At 74.5% G+C, this 25,247-nt stretch carries 21 protein-coding genes; 9 read left to right on the top strand and 12 right to left on the bottom strand.

Features of this window, described 5'->3' with window-relative positions:
* The first annotated feature begins 26 nt into the window (after positions 1 to 26).
* Positions 27 to 1,424, top strand: a complete 1,398-nt coding sequence (locus LQ940_RS19555; protein ID WP_231241660.1) for an FAD/NAD(P)-binding protein — start codon at positions 27 to 29, stop codon at positions 1,422 to 1,424.
* A gap of 24 nt (positions 1,425 to 1,448) precedes the next feature.
* Here the strand turns inward: LQ940_RS19555 and LQ940_RS19550 are convergent, their stop codons facing one another.
* Positions 1,449 to 3,224, bottom strand: a complete 1,776-nt coding sequence (locus LQ940_RS19550) for a sensor histidine kinase (protein WP_231241659.1) — start codon at positions 3,222 to 3,224, stop codon at positions 1,449 to 1,451.
* A 96-nt stretch (positions 3,225 to 3,320) separates the two neighbouring features.
* Between LQ940_RS19550 and purF the strand changes: the two genes are divergently transcribed.
* The 3 genes from purF (at position 3,321) to LQ940_RS19535 (ending at position 6,301) form a co-directional block, all read left to right on the top strand.
* Positions 3,321 to 4,871 carry an amidophosphoribosyltransferase gene (gene purF / locus LQ940_RS19545; RefSeq protein WP_231241658.1) on the top strand — a complete coding sequence of 517 codons (1,551 nt, stop codon included), beginning with the start codon at positions 3,321 to 3,323 and terminating at the stop codon, positions 4,869 to 4,871.
* Positions 4,872 to 4,884: 13 nt separating this feature from the next.
* On the top strand, positions 4,885 to 5,961 hold the full coding sequence (gene purM / locus LQ940_RS19540) for a phosphoribosylformylglycinamidine cyclo-ligase (RefSeq protein WP_231241657.1): 1,077 nt from the start codon (positions 4,885 to 4,887) through the stop codon (positions 5,959 to 5,961).
* Positions 5,962 to 6,115: 154 nt separating this feature from the next.
* The gene (locus tag LQ940_RS19535) at positions 6,116 to 6,301 is read left to right on the top strand and encodes a DUF3073 domain-containing protein (protein WP_231241656.1); all 186 of its coding nucleotides are present in this window, start codon (positions 6,116 to 6,118) and stop codon (positions 6,299 to 6,301) included.
* Positions 6,302 to 6,601: 300 nt separating this feature from the next.
* On the opposite strand, the gene LQ940_RS19530 is transcribed toward LQ940_RS19535, so the two are convergent.
* The 4 genes from LQ940_RS19530 to LQ940_RS19515 all read right to left on the bottom strand — a co-directional run bounded on the left by LQ940_RS19530 (position 6,602) and on the right by LQ940_RS19515 (position 14,717).
* Positions 6,602 to 7,690: a Glu/Leu/Phe/Val family dehydrogenase gene (locus LQ940_RS19530; protein ID WP_231241655.1), complete on the bottom strand. Its 1,089-nt coding sequence runs from the start codon at positions 7,688 to 7,690 to the stop codon at positions 6,602 to 6,604.
* Positions 7,691 to 7,847: 157 nt separating this feature from the next.
* A complete protein-coding gene (locus LQ940_RS19525; RefSeq protein WP_231241654.1) occupies positions 7,848 to 11,054 on the bottom strand; it encodes a response regulator in 3,207 nt (1,068 codons plus the stop codon).
* A gap of 22 nt (positions 11,055 to 11,076) precedes the next feature.
* A complete protein-coding gene (locus LQ940_RS19520; protein ID WP_231241653.1) occupies positions 11,077 to 12,420 on the bottom strand; it encodes a hypothetical protein in 1,344 nt (447 codons plus the stop codon).
* Positions 12,417 to 14,717, bottom strand: a complete 2,301-nt coding sequence (locus tag LQ940_RS19515) for an aminotransferase class III-fold pyridoxal phosphate-dependent enzyme (protein WP_231241652.1) — start codon at positions 14,715 to 14,717, stop codon at positions 12,417 to 12,419. The genes LQ940_RS19520 and LQ940_RS19515 overlap by 4 nt, the downstream gene beginning before the upstream one ends.
* A 57-nt stretch (positions 14,718 to 14,774) precedes the next feature.
* On the opposite strand from LQ940_RS19515, the gene LQ940_RS19510 reads away from it, so the two are divergent.
* The gene (locus tag LQ940_RS19510) at positions 14,775 to 15,296 is read left to right on the top strand and encodes a DUF1360 domain-containing protein (RefSeq protein WP_231241651.1); all 522 of its coding nucleotides are present in this window, start codon (positions 14,775 to 14,777) and stop codon (positions 15,294 to 15,296) included.
* Positions 15,297 to 15,315: 19 nt separating this feature from the next.
* Here the strand turns inward: LQ940_RS19510 and LQ940_RS19505 are convergent, their stop codons facing one another.
* Both LQ940_RS19505 and LQ940_RS19500 read right to left on the bottom strand, forming a co-directional pair.
* A complete protein-coding gene (locus LQ940_RS19505; protein WP_231241650.1) occupies positions 15,316 to 16,191 on the bottom strand; it encodes an ADP-dependent NAD(P)H-hydrate dehydratase in 876 nt (291 codons plus the stop codon).
* Entirely contained in the window at positions 16,184 to 16,936 is a 753-nt protein-coding gene (locus LQ940_RS19500; RefSeq protein ID WP_231241649.1) for a histidine phosphatase family protein, read from the bottom strand. Before LQ940_RS19500 ends, LQ940_RS19505 begins: the two co-directional genes overlap by 8 nt.
* Positions 16,937 to 17,122: 186 nt before the next feature.
* On the opposite strand from LQ940_RS19500, the gene LQ940_RS19495 reads away from it, so the two are divergent.
* Both LQ940_RS19495 and LQ940_RS19490 read left to right on the top strand, forming a co-directional pair.
* The gene (locus LQ940_RS19495) at positions 17,123 to 17,509 is read left to right on the top strand and encodes a hypothetical protein (protein WP_231241648.1); all 387 of its coding nucleotides are present in this window, start codon (positions 17,123 to 17,125) and stop codon (positions 17,507 to 17,509) included.
* Between the two features lie 3 nt (positions 17,510 to 17,512).
* Positions 17,513 to 18,019, top strand: coding sequence for a hypothetical protein (locus tag LQ940_RS19490; protein WP_231241647.1), 507 nt, complete (start codon positions 17,513 to 17,515; stop codon positions 18,017 to 18,019).
* Here the strand turns inward: LQ940_RS19490 and LQ940_RS19485 are convergent.
* The gene (locus LQ940_RS19485; RefSeq protein ID WP_231241646.1) at positions 18,000 to 19,586 is read right to left on the bottom strand and encodes an AMP-binding protein; all 1,587 of its coding nucleotides are present in this window, start codon (positions 19,584 to 19,586) and stop codon (positions 18,000 to 18,002) included. The genes LQ940_RS19490 and LQ940_RS19485 overlap by 20 nt on opposite strands.
* A 67-nt stretch (positions 19,587 to 19,653) precedes the next feature.
* Between LQ940_RS19485 and LQ940_RS19480 the strand changes: the two genes are divergently transcribed.
* A complete protein-coding gene (locus LQ940_RS19480) occupies positions 19,654 to 20,280 on the top strand; it encodes a TetR/AcrR family transcriptional regulator (protein WP_231241645.1) in 627 nt (208 codons plus the stop codon).
* On the opposite strand, the gene LQ940_RS21810 is transcribed toward LQ940_RS19480, so the two are convergent.
* Positions 20,277 to 21,152 (bottom strand): LysR family transcriptional regulator, encoded by an 876-nt coding sequence (locus tag LQ940_RS21810; protein ID WP_269214360.1) that lies wholly within the window; start codon positions 21,150 to 21,152, stop codon positions 20,277 to 20,279. The two genes, LQ940_RS19480 and LQ940_RS21810, sit on opposite strands and share 4 nt — an antisense overlap.
* Positions 21,153 to 21,220: 68 nt before the next feature.
* Between LQ940_RS21810 and LQ940_RS19465 the strand changes: the two genes are divergently transcribed.
* Positions 21,221 to 21,958 (top strand): SDR family oxidoreductase, encoded by a 738-nt coding sequence (locus tag LQ940_RS19465; RefSeq protein WP_231241644.1) that lies wholly within the window; start codon positions 21,221 to 21,223, stop codon positions 21,956 to 21,958.
* A 7-nt stretch (positions 21,959 to 21,965) separates the two neighbouring features.
* Here the strand turns inward: LQ940_RS19465 and LQ940_RS19460 are convergent, their stop codons facing one another.
* Genes LQ940_RS19460 through LQ940_RS19450 form a run of 3 tightly spaced genes read right to left on the bottom strand, consistent with a single transcriptional unit; the run spans position 21,966 to position 25,224 of the window.
* Positions 21,966 to 23,066 (bottom strand): acyl-CoA dehydrogenase family protein, encoded by a 1,101-nt coding sequence (locus LQ940_RS19460; protein ID WP_231241643.1) that lies wholly within the window; start codon positions 23,064 to 23,066, stop codon positions 21,966 to 21,968.
* A gap of 2 nt (positions 23,067 to 23,068) precedes the next feature.
* Complete coding sequence (locus LQ940_RS19455; RefSeq protein ID WP_231241642.1) at positions 23,069 to 24,049, bottom strand: acyl-CoA dehydrogenase family protein; 981 nt, start codon at positions 24,047 to 24,049, stop codon at positions 23,069 to 23,071.
* On the bottom strand, positions 24,046 to 25,224 hold the full coding sequence (locus LQ940_RS19450; protein ID WP_231241641.1) for an acyl-CoA dehydrogenase family protein: 1,179 nt from the start codon (positions 25,222 to 25,224) through the stop codon (positions 24,046 to 24,048). Before LQ940_RS19450 ends, LQ940_RS19455 begins: the two co-directional genes overlap by 4 nt.
* Positions 25,225 to 25,247: the final 23 nt, after the last annotated feature.

The raw sequence follows: 25,247 nt of genomic DNA, 5'->3' as shown, positions 1-25,247 counted from the left end.
CTCGATAGAGGCACTAGACTTTCGGCGTGGCCACTCTGTACCCGTCCAGTCCTCCCGCTCCGCCGAGCACCGCGCCCGCGACCCGGGTCGCGATCGTGGGCGGCGGCGCCAGCGGCGTCCTCACCGCGGTCAACCTGCTGAGCGCGGCCGGCAGCGAGGGGCTGTCCGTCACGATCCACGAGGCGAGCGGCATCGTGGGACGCGGGATCGCCTACGGCACCTCGGATCCGCGGCACCTGCTCAACGTCCGTGCCCGGCACATGAGCGCCTGGCCCGACGTACCCTCCGACCTGCTGGAGTGGGCCGCCCGCACCGGGCGCGACCTCGACCCTCAGGGCTTTCTGCCCCGCCGCGACTACGCCGCCTACCTGCAGGACACCCTCGCCAGCGTCGCGGACCACCGCCTGACCGTCCGCGCCGGGCGCGTCGACGACATCGTGCCGCTGCCCGAGGGGGGCTACGAGCTGTACTCCGCCGGCGCCGTCTCGGTCGCCGACGCGGTCGTCCTGGCCTACGGCAACCAGGAGCCACGCGACCTCGTCGTCGACGGCGACACCCTGCCCGCCGCCCCGTGGCACCTGCCCAACCCGTGGGACCTGGCCGGCCTGCACCTGCTGCCGGGCGACGCCACCGCGGTCGTCGTGGGCACCGGGCTCACCGCCATCGACACCACGATCACCTTCCTGGAGAAGCACGCGTCGCGCCGGGTCGTGATGGCCAGCCGGCACGGCCTGCTCCCGTTCCCGCACGTCGGGCAGCAGTCGACGGCCTGGGTCAGCCCTCCGGTGGAGACCCCGGTGACCGCCGACGCGCTGACGGCGTTCTTCCGCACGCAGGTGGCCGCGGCCGAGGCGCGCGGCGTCGACTGGCGCGCCGTCGTCGACGGTCTGCGCCCCCAGACCCAGGCGATCTGGCAGGGCATGAGCCTCGACGAGCGGCGGCGCTTCCTGGCCACGCACGCCCGCTTCTGGGAGGTACGCCGCCACCGCATGGCCCCCGAGGTGGCCGAGCGCCTCGAGCACTACCAGGCCGAGGGTCGGCTCGTGGTCCTCTCGGGCGGCATCGCCCGGGTCGTCGACCGCGGACGCCGCTGCGACGTGCACATCGGGCAGGTCGGGGCGCCGGTGCCGGCCGACGTGCTGGTCAACTGCACCGGCCCCTCACCCGACATCACCCGCAGCAGCGACCCGCTGCTGCTCGCCCTGCGAGAGCGCGGCCTGGCCGCGCCCGACGCCCTGCACCTCGGCCTGGCGACCACTGCCGACGGCGCGCTCCTCGACCCCGACGGCCGCGTGGTGCCGGGCCTGTACGCCGTGGGGCCGCCGCGCAAGGGCGTGCTCTGGGAGTCGACGGCGATCCCGGAGATCCGCGGCCAGGCGGCCGAGGTCGCCCGCGCCCAGCTCGCGGGCCTGGTCCGCCGCTGAGCAGGCGGGTCGGTCGGCGGCCGCTCAGGCGGGTGCGGCGGGCAGCCGCAGCGTGAACGTGCTGCCGACGCCCAGCTCGGAGGTCACGGTGACGGTGCCGCTGTGCCGGTCGACGATGCGGCGGACGATGGCCAGGCCGAGCCCGGTGCCGGGTTGGGCCAGTGCCGCCGGGTCCGCGGAGCGGTAGAACTCGTCGAAGAGCTGCGCCTGGTCCTGCAGCGAGATGCCGATCCCCTCGTCGCGCACGGTCACCACCGCGTCGTCCCGCTCCCGGGCCAGGCTGACCGTCACGACGGTGCCGGGGCGGCCGTATTTGACCGCGTTGCCGAGCACGTTGCCGAGTGCGGTGTCGATCTCCTCCGGCTCGCCCAGTGCCCCCACCGGCTCGTCCGGCGTCTCCAGCCGGATGGTGACGCCGGCACGCCGGGCCGTGACGGTGTGCAGCTCGGCGAGCTCCTCCAGCACCGGCTGGAGCGGCACGGGGACCGCGATGAGGGCGCTGTCGGGGTCACCGACCTTGGAGAACAGCAGCAGGTCGTCGATGACCCGCTGCAGGCGCTGCGCCCCGCGATCCATCGCGGCGAGCGAGCGGCGGGTCGTCTCGCTGAGCTCGGGGGCCGCCTCCGCCATCTCGAGATGGCCGACCACCGCGGTCAGCGGGCTCTTGAGCTCGTGCGCGACGGTCGCGATGAGCCGCCCCTTGTACTGGTCGAGCGCGGTGAGCTCCTGGACGAGCCGGTGCTCGCGAGCGAACGTCCGGGCGTTGAGGATCGAGCGACCGAGGTCGTGGCCGATGTCGAGCGCCGCCTCCGCCTCGGTCCGCCCCCACGGGGGCTGGCCGTCCACGCGGGTCAGCACCAGGTTGCCCACGCACGACGCCCCGGCGCCGATCGGGACGAACAGCAGCGACGCGGCCTCGATCCGCTCCATGAACAGGTGGATCAGGCCGGACTGCTCCGAGGTGAGCAGCTGGACCGGGAGGTCCCGCTCGATCACGACCCACTGCTGCGCGGCCCACAGCTGGTGGGCGGACTCCTCGGCGACCTCGATCAGCAGGTCGGGCAGCACGATCTCGGCCCCCCGGGCGCTGTGCAGCGCCCCGGAGCCGAGGACGTCACCGGCGAAGGTCTGGACCCAGCTGCCACCGGCCCGGAAGCCCGCGGAGAGCGCGGCGCCGCACTGCTCGAGCAGCTCCTCGATCGGCAGATGGACGCTCAGGCTCCGCACGATCTCCCGCGCCGTCGTGGCGAGGCGGATCTGCTCGGAGAAGTCATGGCGCTCGAGCGCGACGAGGACGGTGCGCTCGGCATGGGCCGCATAGCGCTCCAGCAGCGCTCGCTGGCGGGCGTCGGGACGGCGCCCGCTCGTGGGCAGGTCGATCGAGAGCAGCCCGACCAGGCGGGCGTCGTCGTCGTACAGCGGCGCGAGCAGCAGGTCGCGGGGGTCCCACGCCTCGTCGTCGTCCGCGGGCTCGTACGCGGGGACCCAGCCCCACTCCTCGACGGCGCCCGCACGCTCGCTCGGGACGAACTTGAAGCGCCCCCAGTCGTCGGCCTTGGCCAGCTCGTCGCGGATCACCTGCATCGGCGTGACGGCGTCCCACAGCGCCGCACGCGCCTCGTCGCTGCCCGCGATCGCGACCGAGTGCAGGTCGTCGCCGCGGACCACCGAGACCGCGGCCACCTGGAAGCCGGCCATCTCGCGCACCGCCTCGGCGATCAGCCGCAGCGCGTCGCGCGAGAGGGCGTCCGACCAGCCGGCCCGGTCGGCGGCGAGCGTGTCGACGGGCTCGAGAGCCATCTCCACCTCGCTGCTTCATCGTCCCGATACGGCGTCCAGCCCCGCCATGCTACGGGCGACCCGGCGATTCGGCGTGCGATCTCCTAGACTCGACCCGTGCCCTACCTCAGCAGTCGTGGCCAGCGTCTCGGTGGAGACGGCCGACTCACCGCGGCGCTCGATCCCCAGGACCAAGGACCCCAGGACGCGTGCGGAGTCTTCGGGGTCTGGGCCCCAGGCGAGGACGTCGCCAAGCTGACCTACTTCGGCCTGTACGCCCTGCAGCACCGGGGCCAGGAGTCGGCTGGCATCGCCGTCAGCAACGGCCGCCAGATCCTGGTCTACAAGGACATGGGGCTGGTGTCGCAGGTCTTCGACGAGACCACGCTGGACTCGCTCAAGGGCCACCTGGCCATCGGGCACTCGCGCTACTCGACCACCGGCGCCAGCACCTGGCAGAACGCGCAGCCGACGTTCCGGCCCACGGCCGACGGGTCGATCGCGCTCGGCCACAACGGTAACCTGATCAACACCCACGAGCTCGCGCAGCTGGTCACGGAGCTGCCCGCCGACCCCGGCGAGCTCGACCTGCACGCGCGCAACGTCGAGTCGTCGACCAACGACACCGGCCTCGTGACCGCGCTGCTGGCCCATCACCCCGACACCTCCCTGGAGCAGCGGGCCCTCGAGGTGCTGCCGCTGCTCAAGGGCGCCTTCTCGTTCGTGTGGATGAACGAGAACACCCTGTACGCCGCCCGCGACCCGCAGGGCATCCGGCCGCTCGTGCTCGGCCGGCTCGACCGCGGCTGGGTCGTCGCGTCGGAGGATGCCGCGCTCGCCACGATCGGCGCGAGCGTCGTACGCGAGGTCGAGCCCGGCGAGATGCTGGTGATCGACGACCAGGGCCTGCGCTCGCACACCTTCGCCGCGCCCGAGCCCAAGGGCTGCGTCTTCGAGTACGTCTACCTCGCGCGCCCCGACGCGACGATCGCCGGGCGCAGCGTGCACGAGTCGCGCGTCGAGATGGGCCGCGAGCTCGCCCGACAGTTCCCGGTCGAGGCCGACCTGGTGATCCCGGTGCCCGAGTCCGGCACCCCGGCCGCCGCCGGCTACGCCGAGGAGAGCGGGATCCCGTTCGGCCAGGGCTTCGTCAAGAACGCCTACGTCGGCCGTACGTTCATCCAGCCGAGCCAGACGCTGCGCCAGCTCGGCATCCGGCTCAAGCTGAACGCGCTGGAGCACATGATCCGGGGCAAGCGGATCGTCGTCGTGGACGACTCGATCGTGCGCGGCAACACCCAGCGTGCCCAGGTCCGGATGCTGCGGGAGGCGGGCGCCCAGGAGGTCCACGTGCGGATCTCCAGCCCGCCGGTCAAGTGGCCGTGCTTCTACGGCATCGACTTCGCCACCCGCGCCGAGCTGATCGCCAACGGGCTGACCCCGGAGGAGATCGCGGCCAGCGTCGGCGCCGACAGCCTCGGCTACATCTCCCTCGACGGCATGATCGAGGCGACCAAGCAGGAGAAGACCCGGCTCTGCACGGCCTGCTTCACCGGCGAGTACCCCATCGAGCTGCCCGACGCGAGCCTGCTCGGCAAGCACCTGCTCGAGGCCACGCTGAGCTCGCCCACCCTGGGCAAGGCGCTCCCCGTCCTCAACAACCCCTGATCGGAAGCATGCCGTGAGCGAGACCCCCACCCCTGGCAACGCCTACGCGCGGGCCGGCGTCGACATCGAGGCGGCCGACACCGCGATCGAGCTGATGAAGGGGTGGGTCGAGAAGGCCCGCCGCCCCGAGATGATCGGTGGCCTCGGCGGCTTCGCCGGGCTCTTCGACGCCTCGGCCCTCAAGGGCTACGAGCGTCCCCTGCTCGCGACGTCGACCGACGGCGTCGGCACCAAGGTGGCGATCGCTCAGGCGATGGACGTCCACGACACGATCGGCTTCGACCTGGTCGGCATGGTCGTCGACGATCTGGTCGTCTGCGGCGCCGAGCCGCTGTTCATGACCGACTACATCGCCTGTGGCCGGGTCGTGCCCGAGCGGATCGCGGCCATCGTCAAGGGCATCGCGGAGGCGTGCGTCGAGGCGGGCTGCGCCCTGGTGGGCGGCGAGACCGCGGAGCACCCCGGCCTGCTGGGCCCCGACGAGTACGACGTCGCCGGCGCGACGACCGGCGTGGTGGAGGCCGACCGGCTGCTCGGCCCCGGCCGGGTACGTCCCGGGGACGCCGTGATCGCCATGCAGGCCAGCGGCCTGCACTCCAACGGCTACTCGCTGGTCCGGCACGTGCTGTTGCAGACCGCCGGCTGGGCCCTGGACAAGGACGTGCCGGAGCTCGGGCGCACGCTGGGGGAGGAGCTGCTCACCCCCACCCGGATCTACGCCAAGGCGTGCCTCGCGCTGGCCGAGCAGACCGAGGTCCACGCCATGTCGCACGTCACCGGCGGCGGTCTCGCCGCCAACCTCGCCCGGGTGATGCCCCAGGAGCTCATGGCCACCCTGGAGCGCGGCACCTGGACGCCCCAGCCGATCTTCGACCTGGTCCGCGGCGTCGGCCAGGTGTCGCAGCCCGACCTCGAGGCCACCCTCAACTGCGGCGTCGGCATGGTGGCGATCACCGCTCCGGCGGCGATGGACCGCGCGATCGAGGTGCTCGACGGCTTCGGGATCCGCGCCTGGGTCGCCGGCGAGGTCGCCGTCGACCCCGAGCAGTCGGGCCGCGTCGTACTGGAGGGCCAGCACCCCGGCTGGTGACCCTGCGGCCACGATGTCCGGGCGAAAAACGCCGGACATCGCACCCGGACGTGCGGGAACAGCCAGGCAGCAGGTAGCGTTGTCCTCACGAGAAATCTTTGAGACAGCCCGGGAGCCATGGTTGCCCCGGCCGACTTGCGAGGGGGCTGACCCTATGGGGCGCGGCCGAGCTAAAGCCAAGCAGACGAAGGTCGCGCGCGACCTGAAGTACCGCACTCACGAGACGGACTTCGGGGCGCTCGCCAGTGAGCTGCACGGCGACAGCGGCACCAAGGACGAGCAGGTCGATCCCGAGGTGCTGGAGAAGTGGTCCGACGTCATCGAGCCCTCGCGCGATTGACGGACCTCGCGTGGTGACCGGGTTCGGTCGGGCGCGGGGAGTTTCACCGGGCACCCGGTGAAACTCACGGCTCCCCCACGAAGCTTTGTCGGGGAGCCGTGAGTTCTGTGAGGTCGGTGCGACGCCTGCTGCGTACTGTGCCGTGGCGCCTTCACCCGGTTGCCGCAGCGCGCCAGTTTCACCGGGCACCCGGTGAAACTCACGCCTCCCCGACGAAGCTTCGTCGGGGAGGCGCGATTTTCGCGCACCCGGCGGGACGGGAGTTGACCTCAGCGCCCACCTGACGCCACGGAGCCGAGATCAGCGGGGGAGCCACACGCCGCGCAGGCGGCCCACGTCGCGCATGCGGCGCTCGGCGAGGCGATCGGCGGCGGTGGCGGGCGGTACGCCGTCGGCGGCGGCGAGCTCGAAGACGGTCCGCGCCGTGTCGAAGATGCCGGTCGCGCGCTGGTGGGCACGCTCGAAGGAGAAGCCCTCGAGCTCGTCGGCGACCTGGATCAGGCCGCCGGCGTTGACGCAGTAGTCGGGCGCGTAGAGGATTCCGCGGTCCTCGAGGGCCTTCTCCACTCCGGGGTGGGCCAGCTGGTTGTTGGCCGCGCCGCACACGATCCGCGCCGACAGCACGTCGACGACCTCGTCGCTCAGGGCGCCGCCCATCGCGCAGGGGGCGTAGACGTCGAGCGCGCCCGCGACGAGCTCCTCGGTCGAGGCGGCGACGCGGACGCTGGGGAGCTCGTCTCGCAGCCGGTCCACCGACGGGGCGTACACGTCGGTGACGACGACGTCGGCGCCGTCCTCGACGAGGTGGCGCACCAGGTGTCGCCCCACCTTGCCGACCCCGGCCACGCCGACGGTCCGGCCGGCGAGCGACTCGGTGCCCCACGCGAAGGCGGCGGCCGCCCGCATGCCCTGGAACACGCCGTACGCCGTGAGGACCGAGCTGTCGCCCGCGCCGCCGTGGGCGGTGGTGCGGCCGGTGACGAACGAGCACTCGCGGGCGATGTCGTCCATGTCCGGCGAGAAGGTGCCGACGTCGCAGGCGGTGTAGTAGCGGCCGTTCAGCGACTGCACGAAGCGGCCGTAGGCGCGCAGCAGCGCCTCGGTCTTGAGCTCGGCAGGGTCGCCGATGATCACCGCCTTGCCACCGCCCAGGTCCAGGCCGGCGAGCGCGGCCTTGTAGGACATCCCGCGCGAGAGGTCGAGGACGTCACGCACCGCATCGGCGGTGCTGGCGTACGGGAAGAAGCGGGTGCCGCCGAGGGCGGGGCCGAGCGCCGTGGAGTGGATGGCGATGATCGCCTTGAGGCCGGTGGCCGGGTCATTGGCGAAGACGACCTGCTCGTGCTCGGCGCCGAGGTCGAAGACGTCGGCCGAAGGGCTTCCAGACATGGGTGCTGTCCGTTCTGTGTCGTGGTCCGCGCGGGTGGGCGGGCCGAGGTGGTGTCGGGGCGGCAGGGGTGACGCCGCCCACAGCCTCAGAATAGTGGCCGACGACCCGGCGGCCGCCTCGTCCTCGCCGACAGGAAAGCGCCCTCGGTTTGGTGGATTACGCCGGGTCGGCCGCCGCCAGGGCCTCGACCCCGTCGGCGACTGTGGCGGTCAGGACGGCGAGGAGGCCGTCGATGCCGTCGGTGGAGCCGGCGTCGGCCTGGGCCTCGACGGCCGCCGCGGCGGCGCCCACCTGCACCAGGCCCAGGTTGAGCGCGCTGCCCTTGAGCTGATGGGCGGTCGCGGCGGTGCCGGCCGCGTCGCCGGCGGCGACGGCGGCGCGCAGATCGTCCAGCGCCCCCTCGACGCGGGCGATGAAGGACGCGCGGGTGCGCTCGAAGAAGCTGACCCCGTCCTTGACCAGCCTGGCCAGCATCGCGACGCGCTCCGGGTCCAGGACGACCTCTGTCGGCCCAGCCGACCCAGCCGACCCAGCCGGCACAGCCGACACAGCGGGCATCTCGACGGGTGCCGACCCGCGGGCCGCCGGCGCCCAGCGGAACAGTGCCCGGGCCAGCTGCGGGGGGTCGACCGGCTTGGTGAGGAAGTCGTCCATCCCGGCCGCGAGGCACCGCTCACGCTCGCCCTCGAGGGCGGAGGCGGTCATCGCGATGATCGGCACCCGGGCCCCCTCCTCCGCGGCCCGCACGGCGCGTGTGGCGTCGTAGCCGTCGAGCAGTGGCATCCGGCAGTCCATCAGCACTACGTCGTACCCGTGGTCGCCTCGAAGGGCGCTCACCGCCTCGACCCCGTTGCCGACGACGTCCGCGTGGCAGCCGAGCGCCTCGAGGAGCCCGGTGGCCACCAGCTGGTTGACGGCGTTGTCCTCGACCACGAGCACCCTCACGCCGAGGGTGGTCGGCGACGGCGAGCGGCGCGGAGAGGGCTGGGGCGCCTCGCCCACGATGGTGTGCAGGAGCGCGTCGTACAGCTCGGAGTAGCGCACCGGCTTGGTCAGCGTCGCGGTGATCCCCGCGGCCCTGGTGCGGCTCTCCGAGACGACCTGGTCGCGGGTGAGCAGCAGCAGCGGCGGCGCGACCGGCTCCGCGTCGTGGATCCGGGACGCCAGCGCCAGGCCGTCGGTGGTGTCGAGGGTCAGGTCGAGGAGGATCGCGTCGAACGGCCTGCGCTGCAGCGCCGCGCGGCCCACCTCCGCCAGGGCCTCGTCGGCTGTCGCGGCGGGCACGCAGGTGAGGTGCCAGGCTCCGAGCTGCTCCAGCAGGACGGTGCGCGAGGTGCCGTTGTCGTCCACCACGAGGACCCGGCGGTCCTGCAGCGGGTACGGCGAGACGTCCGGGCCGGCGCTCCGGTGCGAGCGCGCCGTGCCCAGCCGCGCCGTGAACCAGAAGGTGCTGCCCTGGCCGGGCGTGCTCTCGAGGCCGATCTCACCACCGAGGGCGTGGACCAGCTGCTGGGAGATCGCCAGCCCGAGACCGGTGCCGCCGTGCTGCCGGGTCGTGGAGCGGTCGGCCTGGGTGAACGCGTCGAAGAGCCCGTCACGCTCGGCGTCGGTGATCCCGATGCCGGTGTCGGAGACCTCGACGCGCAGGACCAGCTCGTCGTCGGTGCGCTCGGCCACCGAGGCCCGGATCGACACCTCCCCGTGGTCGGTGAACTTCACGGCGTTGGAGCCCAGGTTGGTGATGATCTGCCCGAAGCGCACGGAGTCGCCGTTGACCAGGACGGGGACGTCGGGGTGGCAGGCGACGACCAGCTCCAGCCCCTTCTCGTGGGCGGGCCCGGCGAGCACCGCGGCCGTCTGCTCGAAGACCGCGCGGATGTCGAGGTCCTCCGACTCCAGCTCGAGCTTGCCGCTCTCGATCTTGGACAGGTCGAGGATGTCGTTGATCAGCCCGAGCAGCGTCAGCCCGGCGCTGCGGACGCCCTCGGCGAGCCGACGCTGACGCGCGTCGAGCTCGGTGCGCAGCAGCAGGTCGTTGAGGCCGATCACGCCGTTCATCGGGGTCCGGATCTCGTGGCTCATCGTCGCCAGGAACTCCGACTTGAGCCGGGAGGCCTCCATCGCGCTGTCGCGTGCGGCCGCGAGGTCGGCCGCACTGCGCTCGCGGTCGGCGACCCGGTTGAGCTGGTCGGCGATCTGGTGGATCAGCTCGCGCGAGCGGTCGTCCGGCGGCATCTCGTCGGCGATCAGCTCGACGACGCAGGCCACGTCGGGGCCGCCGACCACCGGGAAGGCCACCAGGCTGTGGGTCGACTCCCGGCCGGGAGCCGGGACCGACTCGATCTCCCGCGACGCCCAGCACCGCTCGGCCAGCTCGAAGTCGGGCTCGGGCAGGGAGGCGTCGTCGGCCCCGGGCAGGCTCATCGGCACCAGGGGGCCGCCCGGGCGCTCGCGGACCAGCAGGCTGATCACCTCCCACCCGTCGGTGCCGGACAGCGCGGAGGAGGCGTGCTCGACGGCGGCGGCCAGGCTGCTCGATTGGTTGGCCGCCTCCGCCATGCCCCGCAGCAGGTGCAGCCGTCGCGTCGCCTCGGCCGCCTGGAAGTCGGCGCGCACCAGGTCGGTGATGTCCTGAGCGGTGCCGGTCATCCGCACGGGCGCCCCGTCGGCCCCGCGCTCGACGACCCCGAGGCCGCGGACCCACCGCTCGCCGGCGTCCCCGCGCCGGATCCGGGCCTCCCAGCGGAAGCTGTTGGCGCCGGCGAGGGCCCGCGCGATGGCCGTCTCGACGGTGGGGCGGTCGTGCTCGTGGATGTGGGCGAGGAAGGCGTCGTACGTCGCCTCGAACTCGTCGGGGTGCAGGCCGTAGATCCGGTAGAGCTCGTCGGACCACCAGATCCGATCGCTGCCGATCGCCCACTCCCAGCTGCCGAGGCGGGCCAGCGACTGGGCTGCGGCCAGCTGGTGCTCGCGGTCCTGCAGGGTGTCGAGGAGGCTCTTGCGGTCGGCGTACTCGCTGATCCGGTGCAGCCAGCCCAGCGTGGAGCCGTCGGCGCCGTGGAGCGGCGCCCAGCTGAGCAGCGTCCACACGCTGGTGCCGTCGGCCCGGAACGTGAGCGAGTCCAGGTTGTGCTCGCCGGGGTGCCCCGCACGCATGTCCTCGAGGTGGTCCTCGAGCTGACGGCGGCCCTCGTCGTCGACGATGTCGAAGAGCGTGACCCCGCTCAGGTCGTCGCCGGGGCGCCCGAGGATCTCGGCCATGCGGGGGTTGGCGAGGACGGTCGCGCCGTCGGCGTCCACCACCCACAGCCCGTCAGGGCTGTCGGCGACGATGCCGCGCAGCAGCTCATCGGCGTCCACCATGTCTCCCCTCCGCCCCCCCTTCCTACCCTGCCGCCCCGGGCGTGACACCCCTCGGGCTCCCGGGAGTGTCGCCGCGGGCGAGGACCACGTCGCCGTGGGCGCCGTACCCGACCAGCGCGCCGCCGTACCTCGTGGCGTCGAAGCCGATCAGCAGCCAGGGCCCTTCGCCGTCGGGCGGCAGGAGCGTGGGCCACGGGAGGTTGGAGTGGTACGGCGCCTCGAGGGTGCCGACCTCGACCAGGTCGAGGTCGAAGACCGGATAGCGCTCGCGCTCCCCGGCCCGCCCGTCGCGGCCGTCGCTGGCCAGCAGGCGCCACTCGCCCTCGAGCCGGACCAGGGTGGGCCCCTCGGTGGCGCGCCGCCGGGAGGCGGCGGCGCGGAAGGCGAGGGCGTCGAGCCGGGCTCCGGTGGCGAGGACGGGGTGGAAGGCGAAGAACCGGCGGGCACTGACGTAGGCGACCAGCCAGGTGTCGCCGTCGCGCACCAGGTGCGGGTCCCAGACCCCGACCGAGCGCAGGCCGTCGGTGGGCAGCGCCAGGGCGCGGGTGTCGAGGACGTGGCGACCCCGGGTGAGGTCGGCCGTGGTCTCGGCGAGGGTCACCCCGACGGTGGCGCCCGGCGCCGCGCGGTCGAAGTCGCCCCAGGTGCTGGTCGCGGCGAGCCACCGGTCACCGTCGCGCAGCAGGTGGGTCGCGTGGTCCCCGAAGACGCCGGGGCGGTCGGGGCGGCGGAAGAACAGGTCGCCACGGTGGCGCAGCGCGAGGGTGTCCGGGCGCAGGCCCCAGACCGAGGTGTGGGCGGTGTCGAAGAAGCCCGGGCCGGCGCTGGTCGCCGTCAGCAGCGCCTCGCCGCCGTCCCGGTACGGCGTGCCGTCGGCATGGGTGACCAGGCGCAGGTCCCGCAGCCCGAGCTGCCCGAAGCCACCGGAGCGCACGGCACGGACCGGCCCGTCGGCCGTGGCCTCGAGCCCGGCCAGCCAGGTCTCGTCGCGGGTGTCCACCCGCCCGGCGAGGTCGACCCGGCCCCGGACCGTCCACACGCCGCCCTCGCGGCCCAGCACCGCGAGGTGGGTGCCGGTGAGGCTCAGCCCGACCGCTTCGAGCGGGCCGCCGGGGCGGGCGTGGCGGCGGCTCCGGTGGGTGGTGGTGCGGCCCCCGGCGGTGACCGTCAGGGCCAGCCCGTCGTCGTACCCGCCACTCAGCCGGTCGCCGCCACTGCGCAGGGTCAGTGCCGTCCGGCCGGGACCCGTGACGTCGGCCTGGACCGCGACGTACGGCGCGAGGGCGCCGGGGAGGTCGGTGCCGGGGACCACGAGCTCGACCGGTCGCAGCCGGGCGACCGTCTCGAAGCGGGGCAACCCGGTCATCGGCGCCCGCCCACCTCGTGCAGGACCCGGTCCAGGGTGGAGACGAACAGGTCGGCGTGCTCGACCTCCCACACCAGCGGGGGCCGCACCTTGAGCACGTCGCCGCCGGGACCGGTCAGCCCGGCCAGCACGTCGTGCCCGACGAGGCCCGCCAGCACCTCGCCGGCCAGGTCGCGACCCGGCAGGTCCAGACCGGCGAGCAGCCCGGACCCGCGCACCTCGCCGACCGCGTCGTGCGTCGCCGCCAGGTCCCGCAGGCCGCGGCGCAGGTGCTCGCCCACGAGGACGGCGCGCTGCGGCAGCCGCTCGGCCTCGAGCACGTCCAGCACCGCGTTGCCGGCCGCCGCGGCCACCGGGGTCGCGGCGAAGGTGGAGAAGTACTCGTAGCGGCGGGCCAGGGCGTCGGCGATCTCCCGGCGGGTGACGACCGCGCCGACCGGGTAGCCGGCACCCATCGGCTTGCCGAGCGTGACGATGTCCGGCGTGATGCCCGCCAGTGCGAAGCGCCACAGCTGGGGGCCCGTGCGGCCGTAGCCCACCTGCACCTCGTCGGCGAGGAAGAGCGCTCCCGTCGCGTGCGCGCCGTCGACCAAGCCCTGCAGGTAGGCGGGCGGGGCGTCGCGCACCCCCTCGCTGGTGAACCCGCTGTCGGCCAGTACCAGCGCCGGCCGGTGCCCGCGCTCGGCGAGCTCCGCTGCCGCGTCGCGGACCCGCCCGGCCGCGGTCGCCGCGGTGAGCAGCGAGGGGTCGCCGTACGGCGCCTCGAAGCGCGCCACGCCCTCCGGCCGGTGTCCCGGTGGCCACTCGTTCGGGCTGAGGTCGGCCAGCCAGCGGGTGCTGCCGTGGTAGGCGTGGCGGGCGACCAGCGCGCCGTCGCCGCCGGTCGCCTCGGTGGCCAGGCGCCACGCCAGCTCGTTGGCCTCGGTGCCGGACGTCGTGAAGAGCACCGTGTCGAGCCCGTCGGGCATGGTGGCGACCAGCCGCTCCGCCAGCCGTACGACGCCCGCGTGCAGGTAGCGCGAGTGGGTGTTGAGGCGCGCGAGCTGGCGGGTCACGGCTCGGGTCACGGTGGGATGGGCGTGACCCACGACCGCGACGTTGTTGTAGGCGTCGAGCATCCGGCGGCCGTCGTCACCGACCAGCCACGGGCCCTCGCCGCGGACGACGTGCAGCGGGCGCGCGTAGAAGAGCGGCGACAGGCGACCGCCCATCACCGCGGCCCGCCGCACGCCGAGGTCGCCGTCGACGTGGGGGTCGGCGGTACCGGCGAGGCGGTGCAGGCGCCCGCGCAGCTCGCCCGGGGACAGCGCCGCCAGCTCGGCGAGCACCCGCGCGTTGGCGTCGTCGTACTGGGTGATGTAGGCGAGGTTGTCGGCGTGCCCGGCCGCCCGGGTGCGCGAGATGAGCGTGGACACCGCCAGCCGGGCCAGCACCAGGTCGCCGAGCACCTCGACCTCCTCGGCCTGCAGCGGCTGCCGGCGCTGGTAGCCACGCAGCACCGCCGCGGCGAGGTCCCACAGGCCGGCGTCGTGGCGCGGTCCCGAGTTGCGGAGCACGGCGGTCAGGGTGACCGCGAGGTCCGCGACCCGGGCCGTGTGGTGGACGTCGCCGAAGTCGATGACGCCGGTGACCCGGCCGTCGTGGGCGAGCACGTTGGTCAGTGTCACGTCGGCGTGCTGGATGCCCGACGGCAGGGCGGCGCAGGCGTGCAGGGAGCCGGCGACCCGGTCGGGCAGGCCGGCCAGGACCGGCTCGCGGGCGGGGTCCAGCACCCCGGAGACCAGTGCGCCGCGCACGACGTCGGGCAGCCGGCGTACGTCCCAGTCCAGGCCGCGGCCGCCCGCGGCCGGGTGGAAGAACCCCTGCAGCGCGACGCTCGTGCGGGCCGCCAGGTCGCCGACCTGCTCGGCCAGCGAGGTGGTGAGGACCGCCCCCTCCAGGATCTCCCCGGGGACGACCGTGACGAGACGGGCCAGGCAGGCCCGGCCGGCGTCGTCGGTGGTCTCGAGCAGCCCGTGACCGCCGATGGTGGGGACGGTGCGCGGCATCACCAGCCCCGGGTCGGTCGCGGCGGCGTGCGCCATGACCGCGACCTCGAGCTCGACGCTCTCGCGCGTCTCCGCGGGGTTGGACAACTTGAGCACGTGGCCCGCGCCCACCAGCACGTTGAGGTCGCGCTCGCTCGGGAGCGGCCGGATCCCGGCAGCCCCCAGCCCCCAGCCGGTCTCGAGCAGCGCGGTCACCGCCCGAGCGGACAGGGCCGGGGCGGGCTCGCGCAGCACCTCGTCGAGCGTCATGGGGACATCCTGTCGGAGCGGAGGGGATACGGCGCCACGAGTGGGGTACCACTCGTCATGACCCTTCTGTCCGACCTCCTTGACGGCGTCACCGCACTCCACCGCGGCGACTCGGCGTACGACCCCGACGACCAGGTGCACCTGACGGGGTTCGCCGGCAGCCTGACCGCCTACGGCACCGCCGTCGCGTCGCTCGTGGCCGTGGCCAGGGCGGGCGGTCACGAGGCGCCGGAGCGCTACGCCCTCTCCGACCTGGCCGTGGGTGGGCTGGCCACCCACAAGCTCACCCGGCTGCTGTCGCGCTCCTCGGTGGCCAGTCCGCTGCGGGCGCCGTTCACGAGGTTCGAGGAAGCTGCCGGGTCGGGTGAGCACGTCGAGGCGCCCCGCGGCCACGGGGTGCGCCACACCGTCGGCGAGCTCCTGACCTGCCCCTTCTGCCTGGGCGTCTGGGTCGCCACCGGGTACGTCGCGGGGCTCACCCTGGCGCCGCGCGCGACGCGGGCGGCGGCCGCGGTCCTGTCGGTCACGGCGACCTCCGACGTCCTGCAGCACGCCTACGCCCGGCTGCGCGGGGACTGAGCCGCCAGTCAGCCCCCGGTCAGCCCAGCTCGACCAGGATCTGCGGCACCTGCGCGGGCAGCTCGCGGGCGAGGTAGCCCACGACGCCGACCTCCGCGGCGAGGCGCTCGCCGGCGCGGGCGTGCAGATAGGCGCCCCAGGTCGCGGCCTGGGCGGGCTCGGCCCCGCGCGCGATCAGGCCGGCCACGATCCCGGCCTGCACGTCGCCGGACCCGGAGACGCCCAGCCCGGGACCGCCGCCCTGCACGAGCCAGGAGTCCCCCTCGGGGGTGACCACGTGCTTCTCGGCGGCTCCGCACAGGACGACGACGCGGCAGCGTCGCGCCACGTCCGCCGCCACCGCCGCCAGGTCACCCTCGGCCTCGTCGTCCTCGACGCCCGCGGTGCGGGCCAGCTCGGTCGGGTTCACGCAGAGCACGGCGCGGCCCTCGAGGTGGTGCAGTCCGTCGGGGTGGGCGGTGAGGAACGCCGAGCCCAGCGCGTCGACCACGACCGTCCCGGCCAGCTCGGGCGCGAGGCGGCGCAGCAGGGCCGCCGAGGCCTCGGGATCGGAGAAGCCCGTGCCGACCAGCACCACGTCGGCTCCCTGCGCCCAGGGCGCGAGGACGTCGGCCGCGGACTCGGCGAGGTTGCCGTCCTGGTCGACGGCCACGCCCTCCACCGACGCCTCGGGTACCGCGACGGCGAGCGCCGGGGCGGCGGCCGCGGCGGTCGCGAGCGCGAGCACGCCGCCGCCGGCGCGCAGGCTGGCCTCGCCGGCGACCAGGACGGCCCCGGGCGTGGCGCTGGTCCCGCCGACCACGCAGACCCGCCCCCGGGCCTGCTTGCCCTCCCCGGCGGCGGGCAGCGCCCAGTCCCGCAGCACCGCGGGGGTGACGACCGTGGGCTCAGACATCCGCGCCGCCCGCCCCCACTCGGTCCGCCTGCTCGGTCACGTCGGCGTCGGTGCGGTCGACCGCCGCCGTGTCGGCGAAGGTCACGAGCTCGAGCCCCTCGCCCTCGCGCCGGTAGGTCGTGAACGAGGCGTTGGGGATCTGCACCTCGCGGTCGATGTCGAGGATCTCCTCCTCCGAGAGGCCCTCCAGCGCGTAGCGGAACGACATGATCACCGCCTGGTGGGTGAACAGGTAGACCCGCGCGTCGTCGTAGCCGTGGCGCAGGTCCTGCAGCAGGCTCCGCGCCCGCAGCACCACGTCGGCCCAGCTCTCGCCGCTGGGTGGCTGGTAGTAGAACTTGCCGAGCTTGTCGCGCCGCCCGGCCTCCTCCGGGTGCCGCTTGCGGATCCCGGTCCCGGTGAGCCCGTCGAGCACCCCGAGGTCCCGCTCGCGCAGCCGCTCGTCGTACTCCAGGTCGACGCCCAGGCGCTCGACGGCCCGCCGCGCGGTCTCGGCGGCGCGCCGGTACGGCGAGCTGACGACCACCGTCGGGCGGTCGTCGTCGCCGAGCTCGTCGAGCCACCGCCCGACGGCGTCGGCCTGCTCCTGTCCCGTGCGGGAGAGCTCCACGTCGGCGTCGCGAGCGTCCAGGTCGAGCACCTCCGCGCCGGCCTCACGCGCGGCGCTGTCGGCCTCGTTGCCGACGCTGTGGCCGTGCCTGACCAGGGTCAGTCCGGCCGGTCCGCTGGTCCATCTCGGCTTCACGCAGCTCTCCGTCCTGGGCGACTTCGGGGCTCGACGCCAGCGCGGTACCCACCCCCCTCCCCCCGGATGCGCCCACCGACCCGTCACCAACTCACGCGATTCACCGCTGACCCGTCAGAAACTTTCTGACGGGTCAGCGGTCGGAGGCGGGGACAGGGAGGGTGGCGTCGGTTAGCGTCTGCGGACATGAGGCGCCCGGGCCACGAGAACGTCGCGACCGTGCTGGTCGATCCCGCGGCGCTGCGCGAGCTCGAGCTGGACCTCATGGCCCTGGACCTGTGGGTGTGGCCGGTGGCCACCGCCCAGGTCCACGAGGACGGGCCGCGGGCCGCCTTCCAGCTCCGCCGCCGTCTGGTCGAGGCACGCCGGGGTGCCTGGGACTGCGCGGCGCAGTGGGTCCCGGTGTGGGTCGCCTTCGGCGCCAGCTGGCGCACGGGTGACGAGCCGCTGCCCTGGGCCGCGCACCAGGCGCTCTACGACGCCCTCGACACGCATGCCGCGCACGTGCGCTACCGCCGCGGGCTCGGCGGCGTACGCCGGCTCGAGGTCACCCGCGAGCGCGAGGCCGGGTAGCCGGTGGCCGACGCGTTCGACCTTCCGCTCAACCTGCGACCCAGCCGGCGGCCCGGCCTGATGCGCGCGCTGGTGGTGGCGCTCGTCGCGGCGTGCGCCGCGGTGCTGCTCGGCACGCCGGTCTGGGTCTTCATGCACGGGTCGGCCGAGGGATGGGTCGAGGACCGCCCGGTGACCGCGGTGGTGGCCCACGACGCCCGCTGCCGCGTGGGCCCGCCACCGGAGGAGGCGCGGACCTGTGCGGCGACGTGGGGGTCAGGGGAGGGCGACGTGAGCGACCGCTACGGCGGTCCGGCCCCGATGCAGGGCGAGCGGGTCGAGGCGCGCGCCGTCGGCGACGGTCTGGCCCTGACCGGCTTCCACCCGGTGCTGCTGGGCTGGGCCGTCGCCTCGCCCTACCTCACCCTCGCCGGGCTGGTGGTCGCCGGTGGAGCGGTCGCGGGCCTGGTGCGCCACGACCCGCGGTGGTCGGCCCGCCGCACCGAGCTGCCTAGCGGAGGTCCTTCTTGAGCACCTTGCCGCTGGCGTTGCGCGGCAGCTCGCTCAGCACCGTCACCTCGCGCGGGACCTTGAAGTTCGCCAGCCGCTCGCGGCAGTACGCCGTGAGCGCGGCCTCGTCGAGGTCGGCGCCGGGACGCAGGGTGACGTAGGCCCGCCCCACGAAGCCCAGGCGCTCGTCGGGCACGCCGACGACGGCGGCCTCGACGACGTCGGGATGGCCGCTCAGCACGTGCTCGACCTCCGCGGGGTACACGTTGAAGCCGCCGACGGTGAACATGTCCTTGATCCGGTCGGTGATCTTCAGGCAGCCGTGCTCGTCGAGGCGCCCCACGTCGCCGGTGTGCAGCCAGCCGTCGGGGTCGATCGCCTCGTCCGTGGCCACGGGGTCCTCGAAGTAGCCCAGCATCACGTTCTCGCCGCGCAGCAGGACCTCCCCGTCCGCGCCGACCGGGACGTCGTGACCCAGGGCGTCGACGACGCGGACCTCGATGCCGGCGACCCCAGGGCCGGTCGTCTCGGCGACGTGGCGCGGGTCCTCGCCGGGGCGGGACTGGGTGGCGACGACGCACTCGGTGAGGCCGTAGGCCTGCGCGACGGTGTCGAAGCCGAGGACGTCGCGCATCTGCTGGAAGAGGCTCGGCGGCACGGTGGCGGCGCCCGCGATCGCGAAGCGCAGCGACGACAGGTCGAAGGCGCTGCGCCGCGGGTGGTTGATGAGCGTGAGGAAGATCGTCGGTGCGCCCGGCAGGACGGTGATCCGCGCCCGCTCGATGAGCCCCATCAGGCTCTCGGGGGTGTAGACCGGCACCGGGTAGACCGCCGCGCCGGCGGTGCAGGCCGCGATCAGCCCCGCCTTGTAGCCGAAGCTGTGGAAGAACGGGTTGATGACGGCGTACCGGTCCTCGTCGGTGAGCGCGGCGCCGCTCGCCCAGACCGACGCCACCCCGATCGTCTGCCGGTGGCTGCTCATCACGCCCTTGGGTCGGCCCGTCGTGCCGGAGGTGAAGAGGATGTCGCAGACGGTGTCGGGCGTGACCTGCTCGGCGAGCGCGGTGACCTCGGCCTCCGGCACCTCTCGGCCCCGGGCCAGCAGGTCTGCCCACGCCAGCGTCCCCGCCTCGTCGCCGCCCTCCAGGTCCACGACCGTGTGCAGCCGGGGCAGGCCCGCCACCGGCCCCCCGCCGGGTACGCCGCCCGCCGGCGCCGACTCGCGCAGCATGCGGGTGTAGTGGGTGTCGAGGAAGCCGTCGGCGACCACGAGCACGCCGGCGCCGGAGCGCTCGAGGACCGCCCGCGCCTCGTGACCGCGGTAGCGCGTGTTGAGCGGCACCAGCGAGGCACCGAGGCACTGCGCGCCCAGCAGGGCTAGGGCGAACTCGGTGCGGTTGGGCGCCCAGACCGCCACCCGGTCGCCCGGAGACACCCCGATCGCGCGCAGCCCCCGGCTGGTCCGGAGGACCTCGGCGGCGAGCCCGGCGTAGGTCAGCGACCGGTCGCCGTCGATGATGGCGGGGCGGTCCGCGAAGCGGGTCGCCGCCTGCTCCAGGAGGCGCGGGACGGTGTGCGGTGCGGCCACGGGGGCCTCCTCACTGACCAAGTGCTTGTTTGGTAGCCTACGGTAACCCGATCGGAAGGGGTCGTCGATGAGCCCGAGCGACGCCGAGCGACCTCGCCGCCGTGCCGGCAACGGCGCCGGCTCGAGTCGCCGCGCCGAGCTCCTGGGCATCGCGGAGCGGCTCTTCGCGACCCGGGGCTACTCGCAGACGACCGTGCGCGACATCGCCGACGAGGCGGGGATCCTCTCCGGCAGTCTCTACCACCACTTCGACTCCAAGGAGGCGATGCTGCAGGAGATCCTCCAGGACTTCATGCAGACCCTCCTGGCCGGCTTCGAGGAGAGTGTCGAGCGCGGCGGCGGGCCGCGCGAGAGCCTGGACGGGCTCATCCGGAGCGCCTTCGCGACCATCCACGCCAGCCCCGACGCGGTCGCGCTCTACCAGAACGAGTCCGCCGTGATCGCGACCCTGCCGGAGCTCGGCTTCGTCGGCGAGACCAGTGCCCGCGTCAACCGGATCTGGCTGGGCGTCATCGAGGAGGGCCAGCGCTCCGGCGACTTCCGCGAGGACCTCGAGCCGCTGCTGGTCTACCGGTTCGTCCGCGACGCGGTCTGGGCGACCGTGCGCTGGTACCGCCCGGACGGGCGACTCCGGCACGAGTCGGTGGCCGACCAGTACCTCGCGCTGCTCCACGGCGGTCTGCTCAGGCCCTAGCGGCCCACGGCAGCCCGCACCAGACCGGCCACGCCGCGCGAGCGGCTGTGCGCGGGCCACGCGATCACGGTCGTGACCAGCGGGGCGTCCGTCACCGGTACGGCGACCAGGTCGCCGCGCAGACCGGCGACCCCTGACTCCGGCACGATCGCGCAGGCCCGCCCGAGGGCGATGAGCTGGGTCAGCTGCGTGTGGTCGCGCACCTGCGGGCCGGGGCCCTCGGGGAAGGTGCCGTCGCGGCGTGGCCACCGGGGCAGGGGCAGCCCGGGCAGCGAGCCGGCCTCGGCCTCGGTGATGGCGCTGCGGTGGCTGAGCGGGTGGCCCGCGGGCAGGACGAGCACCTGGCCCTCGGTCAGGAGGTCCTCGGAGTCGAGCCCGGCGGTCGCGTCGAACGGCCGGTGCAGGATGGCGACGTCCGCGCGCCCGTCGCGCAGCAGCGGCTCCTGCTCGCCCGGGCCGCACAGGTGCACGTCGACGGTGGCGGCGCCCGGCTCGGCGGCGTACGCGTCGAGGAGCTTGGCCAGCAGCTCGCTGGACGCTCCCGCCTTGGCGACGAGCACCACGGAGGGCGCGCCGGTCGACGCCCGTGCGGCGCGCCGGGCCCGGCGGCCGGCGGCCGCGACGGCATCGAGCGCGGCCCGGGCCTCGTGGAGCAGCACGTCGCCGGCCTCGGTCAGGTCGACCCGGCGGCTGGTGCGCTCGAGCAGCGTGACCCCGAGCCGGCGCTCGAGCTGGCCGATCGCCCTCGAGAGCGGCGGCTGCGCCATGCCCAGCCGCTCCGCGGCGCGGCCGAAGTGCAGCTCCTCGGCGACCGCGACGTAGTACCGCAGCTCCCGGGTCTCCAGGCCGGCGACGGCGTCCTCGGGATCCATACCCTGAGGATATCGGCGCCCACCCGATCGGTGTTGGAGCGAAAGGCCGTGCGGGCCAGGCTCGAGGCATGACAGACACGACGCAGGGCAGGACGACCGCGCTGGTGACCGGCGCGAACAAGGGAATCGGCTACGAGATCGCCGCGGGACTGGGCGCCCGCGGCTACCGGGTGGTCGTGGGCGCCCGCGACGCGGGACGACGCGAGGAGGCCGTGACGAGGCTGCGGGCCTCGGGTGTCGACGCCTTCGGCGTCCCGCTCGACGTGACCGACGACGAGAGCGTGGCCGCCGCGGCGCGGCTGGTCGAGCGGCAGGAGGGACGTCTCGACGTGCTCGTCAACAACGCCGGCGTCACCGGCGGCATGGACCAGACCCCGACCACGGCCGACCTCTCCACGGTCCGTGAGGCGCTGGAGACGAACGTGCTGGGCGTCATCCGCGTGACGAACGCGCTGCTGCCGCTGCTGCGGCGCTCGGCGTCGCCGCGGGTCGTGAACGTGTCCAGCACGGTCGGCTCCCTGACCCGGCAGAGCGACCCGGAGCGCGACTCCGGGCCGATCGCCGTGGCCTACTCGCCGTCCAAGACCATGCTGAACGCGGTGACGGTGCAGTACGCCAAGGAGCTGGCGGACACCAACGTCCTGATCAACCTCGCCTGCCCCGGCTTCGTCGCGACCGACTTCAACGGCTTCCGTGGCCACCGCAGCCCGGAGCAGGGCGCGGCGACGCCGATCCGGCTCGCCACGCTGCCCGACGACGGCCCCAGCGGCGGCTTCTTCGACGACGACGGGGCGATCCCGTGGTGAGGCGAGGTCAGAGGGCCTGAAGGATCCGCGCCCGGTGCTCGTGCGCGGCCCCGAAGAGCTGGGCGGTGGCGTGGGCGCGCTTGAGGTACAGCTGCGCGTCGTGCTCCCAGGTGATCGCGATGCCGCCGTGCAGCTGGACGGCCTCGGCGGCGACCGTGGAGAACGCCTCGGAGCACCAGGCCTTCGCCAGGGATGCCTTCAGCAGCAGGTCGGGGGTGTCACGCGAGGTCGCCCAGGCGCCCGCCCAGGAGATGGAGCGGGCCGTCTCGACGGCGACCAGCAGGTCGGCGACGCGGTGCTTGAGCGCCTGGAACGAGCCGAGCGGCCGGCCGAACTGCTCGCGCTCCTGGAGGTGGGCGACGGTGCGGTCGAGCGCGGCCTGCGCGCCGCCGACCTGCAGCGCGGTCACGGCCACCGCCGCGATCGCGTGCAACCGCTCGAGCGCGGCGCCGGCGTCGGTCGACAGTGCGGTCGCCGGTGCCTCCTCGAAGCGCACCTCGGCGAGCTGGAGCGTCAGGTCCAGCGCCGGCGTCGGCGTGCGGGTCACCCCGACGGCCGCGGGGTCCACCTCGAACAGCCCCATGCCGCTGCCGGTGTCGGCCACCGCCAGCAGCAGGTCGGCGCGCGCGCCGTCCAGCACGAGGGTGGCGGTGCCGGTGAGGGTCCAGCCGCCGTCCTCGGTCGCAGTGACGTCGCTGCCGTCGGTGCGCCACCGTCCGGCCGGGTCGGCCCAGGCGAGTGCGCCGATCGTGGTGCCCTCGGCCAGGCCGGGCACCAGCCGGGCGCAGTCGTCGGGACCGGCCGCGACGAGGACCGCCTGGGCGGCCAGGACGCCCGAGCCGAGCAGGGGCGACGGGGTCAGTGCGGCGCCGAGCTGCTCCAGCACGACGTGGGTCTCGAACAGCCCGAAGCCGGCGCCGCCGTACTCCTCGGGCACGGCGAGGGCGGCCACGCCGATCTGGCTCGCGAGGGTCGACCACAGCTCCTGGTCGTAGCCCCTCTCGGAGGCCGCGGCGGCGCGCAGATCCAGGGTGCCGGCCCGCCGCTCGACCAGCCCGCGTACGGCGGCGGCCAGCTCCTCCTGCTCCTGGGTGAGGGCGAAGCGCACGGTCACACCCCCGTCAGGTGGTCGAGGACGCGGGCCCGGTGGAAGCCCGGCGTGCCCCAGACCCCGAGGAGCGCGCGCACCTGCAGCAGCCACAGGCTGAGGTCGAGCTCGAGGGTGTAGCCGACGGCGCCGTGCACCTGCAGCGCCGTACGAGCGGCGAGGTGGGCGGCGTCCGAGGCCGCGACCTTGGCGGCGGACACGTCGCGCGACGCCACCGCGCTGCCCCCGCCGAGCTCGAGCGCGGCGCCGTGGAGGAGCGGGCGGGCGAAGTCGAGGGCCACCCGCACGTCGGCCAGGAGGTGCTTGATCGCCTGGTACTCGCCGATGACCCGGCCGAACTGGCGGCGCTGCCCCACGTAGGTCACCGCCTCGTCGAGCAGTCGCTGCCCGGCCCCCACGAGCACGGCGGAGGTGGCCAGCGCCGCATGGTCCAGGGCGCGGGCGACCGTCGCCTCGTCGAGGGCGCCGATCTCATCGGTCGCGGTGATCTCGGCCAGCCGTCGGGCGGGGTCGACCGAGGTCAGCTCGCGCGCCACGCGCGCCCGCGACAGGGTGCCCGCGGCGGCCAGGAAGACGTGCGTGGCGCTGTCGGCGTCGAGGGCGTACGGCGTGTGCGGCGGCAGCGCGAACGTGACCCGGGCCTCGCCGCCGGCGACCCGCTCGAGCAGGCCGCTCTCGGCGGTGCCGGCCAGGAGCACGGGTGCGACGGCGAGCGACTCGACCACCGGGCCGGGGACCCCGTGGTAGCCGATCCGGTCGAGCGCGACGACCCGGTCCAGCGGGGTGCCGCCGAGGCCGCCGAGCTCCTCGGGGACGCCGAGGGCGGCCACGCCGAGCTCGGCGAGCCGGCCCCACAGGGCCTGGCCGGCCGCGGGGTCGCCGGCCGCCCAGGAGCGCCGTGCGGCGGTGACGTCGGCCGCGGAGAGCAGGGACTCGACGGCCTCGCCGAACGCCCGCTGCTCCCCGGAGAGCCCGAACCTCATGCGCCGGCCCTCCGATCGCCACGCGGCAGCCCGAGCAGGCGCTCCGCGACGATGTTGCGCTGGATCTGGTTGGTGCCGGCGTAGATCGGCCCGCCCAGGGAGAACAGGTAGTCGTCGGCCCACGCGCCGCTGGCTCCGTCGCCGCGCAGCTCCTGGTCGGGGCCCAGCAGCTCGAGCGCGGTCTCGTGCAGGTCGACGTCGAGCTCGGACCAGAAGAGCTTGTTGACGCTGCCGTCGGCGCCGAGGTCGCCGCCGTCCTGCAGCCGGTCGACCGTGGCCCAGGTGTAGAGCCGGTAGGCCTGGGCACCGATCCAGGCGTCGACCACGCGGTCGCGCAGGTGGGGGGCGTCCGCGCCCCGCTCGCCCCACAGCCCCAGCAGCCGGTCGGCCGCCGCCAGGAACCGTCCGGGCGCGCGCAGCGAGAGCCCGCGCTCGTTGCCCGCCGTGCTCATGGCCACCCGCCAGCCGTCGCCCACCCCGCCGAGCACGTCGGAGTCGGGCACGAAGACGTCGGTGAAGAAGATCTCCGCGAAGCCGGAGTCGCCGTCGAGCTGGGCGATCGGCCGCACGGTCACGCCCTCGGCGTCCAGCGGGAACAGGAAGTAGGTCAGGCCGCGATGCCGCTCGGCGTCCGGGTCGCTGCGGAACAGCCCGAAGCCGCGGTCCGCGAACGGCGCGCGCGAGCTCCAGGTCTTCTGCCCGGTCAGCACCCAGCCGCCGCGCTCGTCGTCGCGCTCGGCCCGGCTGCGGATGCCGGCGAGGTCGCTGCCGGCCTCGGGCTCGGACCACGCCTGGGCCCAGACCTCGGTGCCGTCGGTCATCGGCGGCAGGTAGCGGGCCTGCTGCTCGGGGGTGCCGTGGCTGAAGAGGAGGGGCGAGAGCAGCGTGATGCCGTTCTGGGCGATCCGGGTCGGGGCGCCGCTGCGGTAGTACTCCTCCTCGAAGAGCACCCACTCCGTCAGCGACGCGTCGCGGCCGCCGTACTCCTCGGGCCAGGCCACGACCGACCAGCGGGCCTCCGCGAGGGTCCGCTCCCAGGCCCGGTGCGCGGCTGCGCCGTCCGGGGTGTCCATCGACGGCAGCCGCCCGGGGCGGTGCTCGGCCAGCCACGCGCGCGCCTCGACGCGGAACGCCTCCTCGGCCTCGGTGAGCTCCACGGGGGCCGGGTGGGTCATGTTGCGCACCGTACCAAACAAGT

Origin of the sequence: Nocardioides sp. cx-173 (assembly GCF_021117365.1) — a bacterium.
Taxonomy (GTDB): domain Bacteria; phylum Actinomycetota; class Actinomycetes; order Propionibacteriales; family Nocardioidaceae; genus Nocardioides.
Note: the sequence above shows the minus strand (reverse complement) of the source record. Positions and strands in the feature narration are given on the sequence as shown.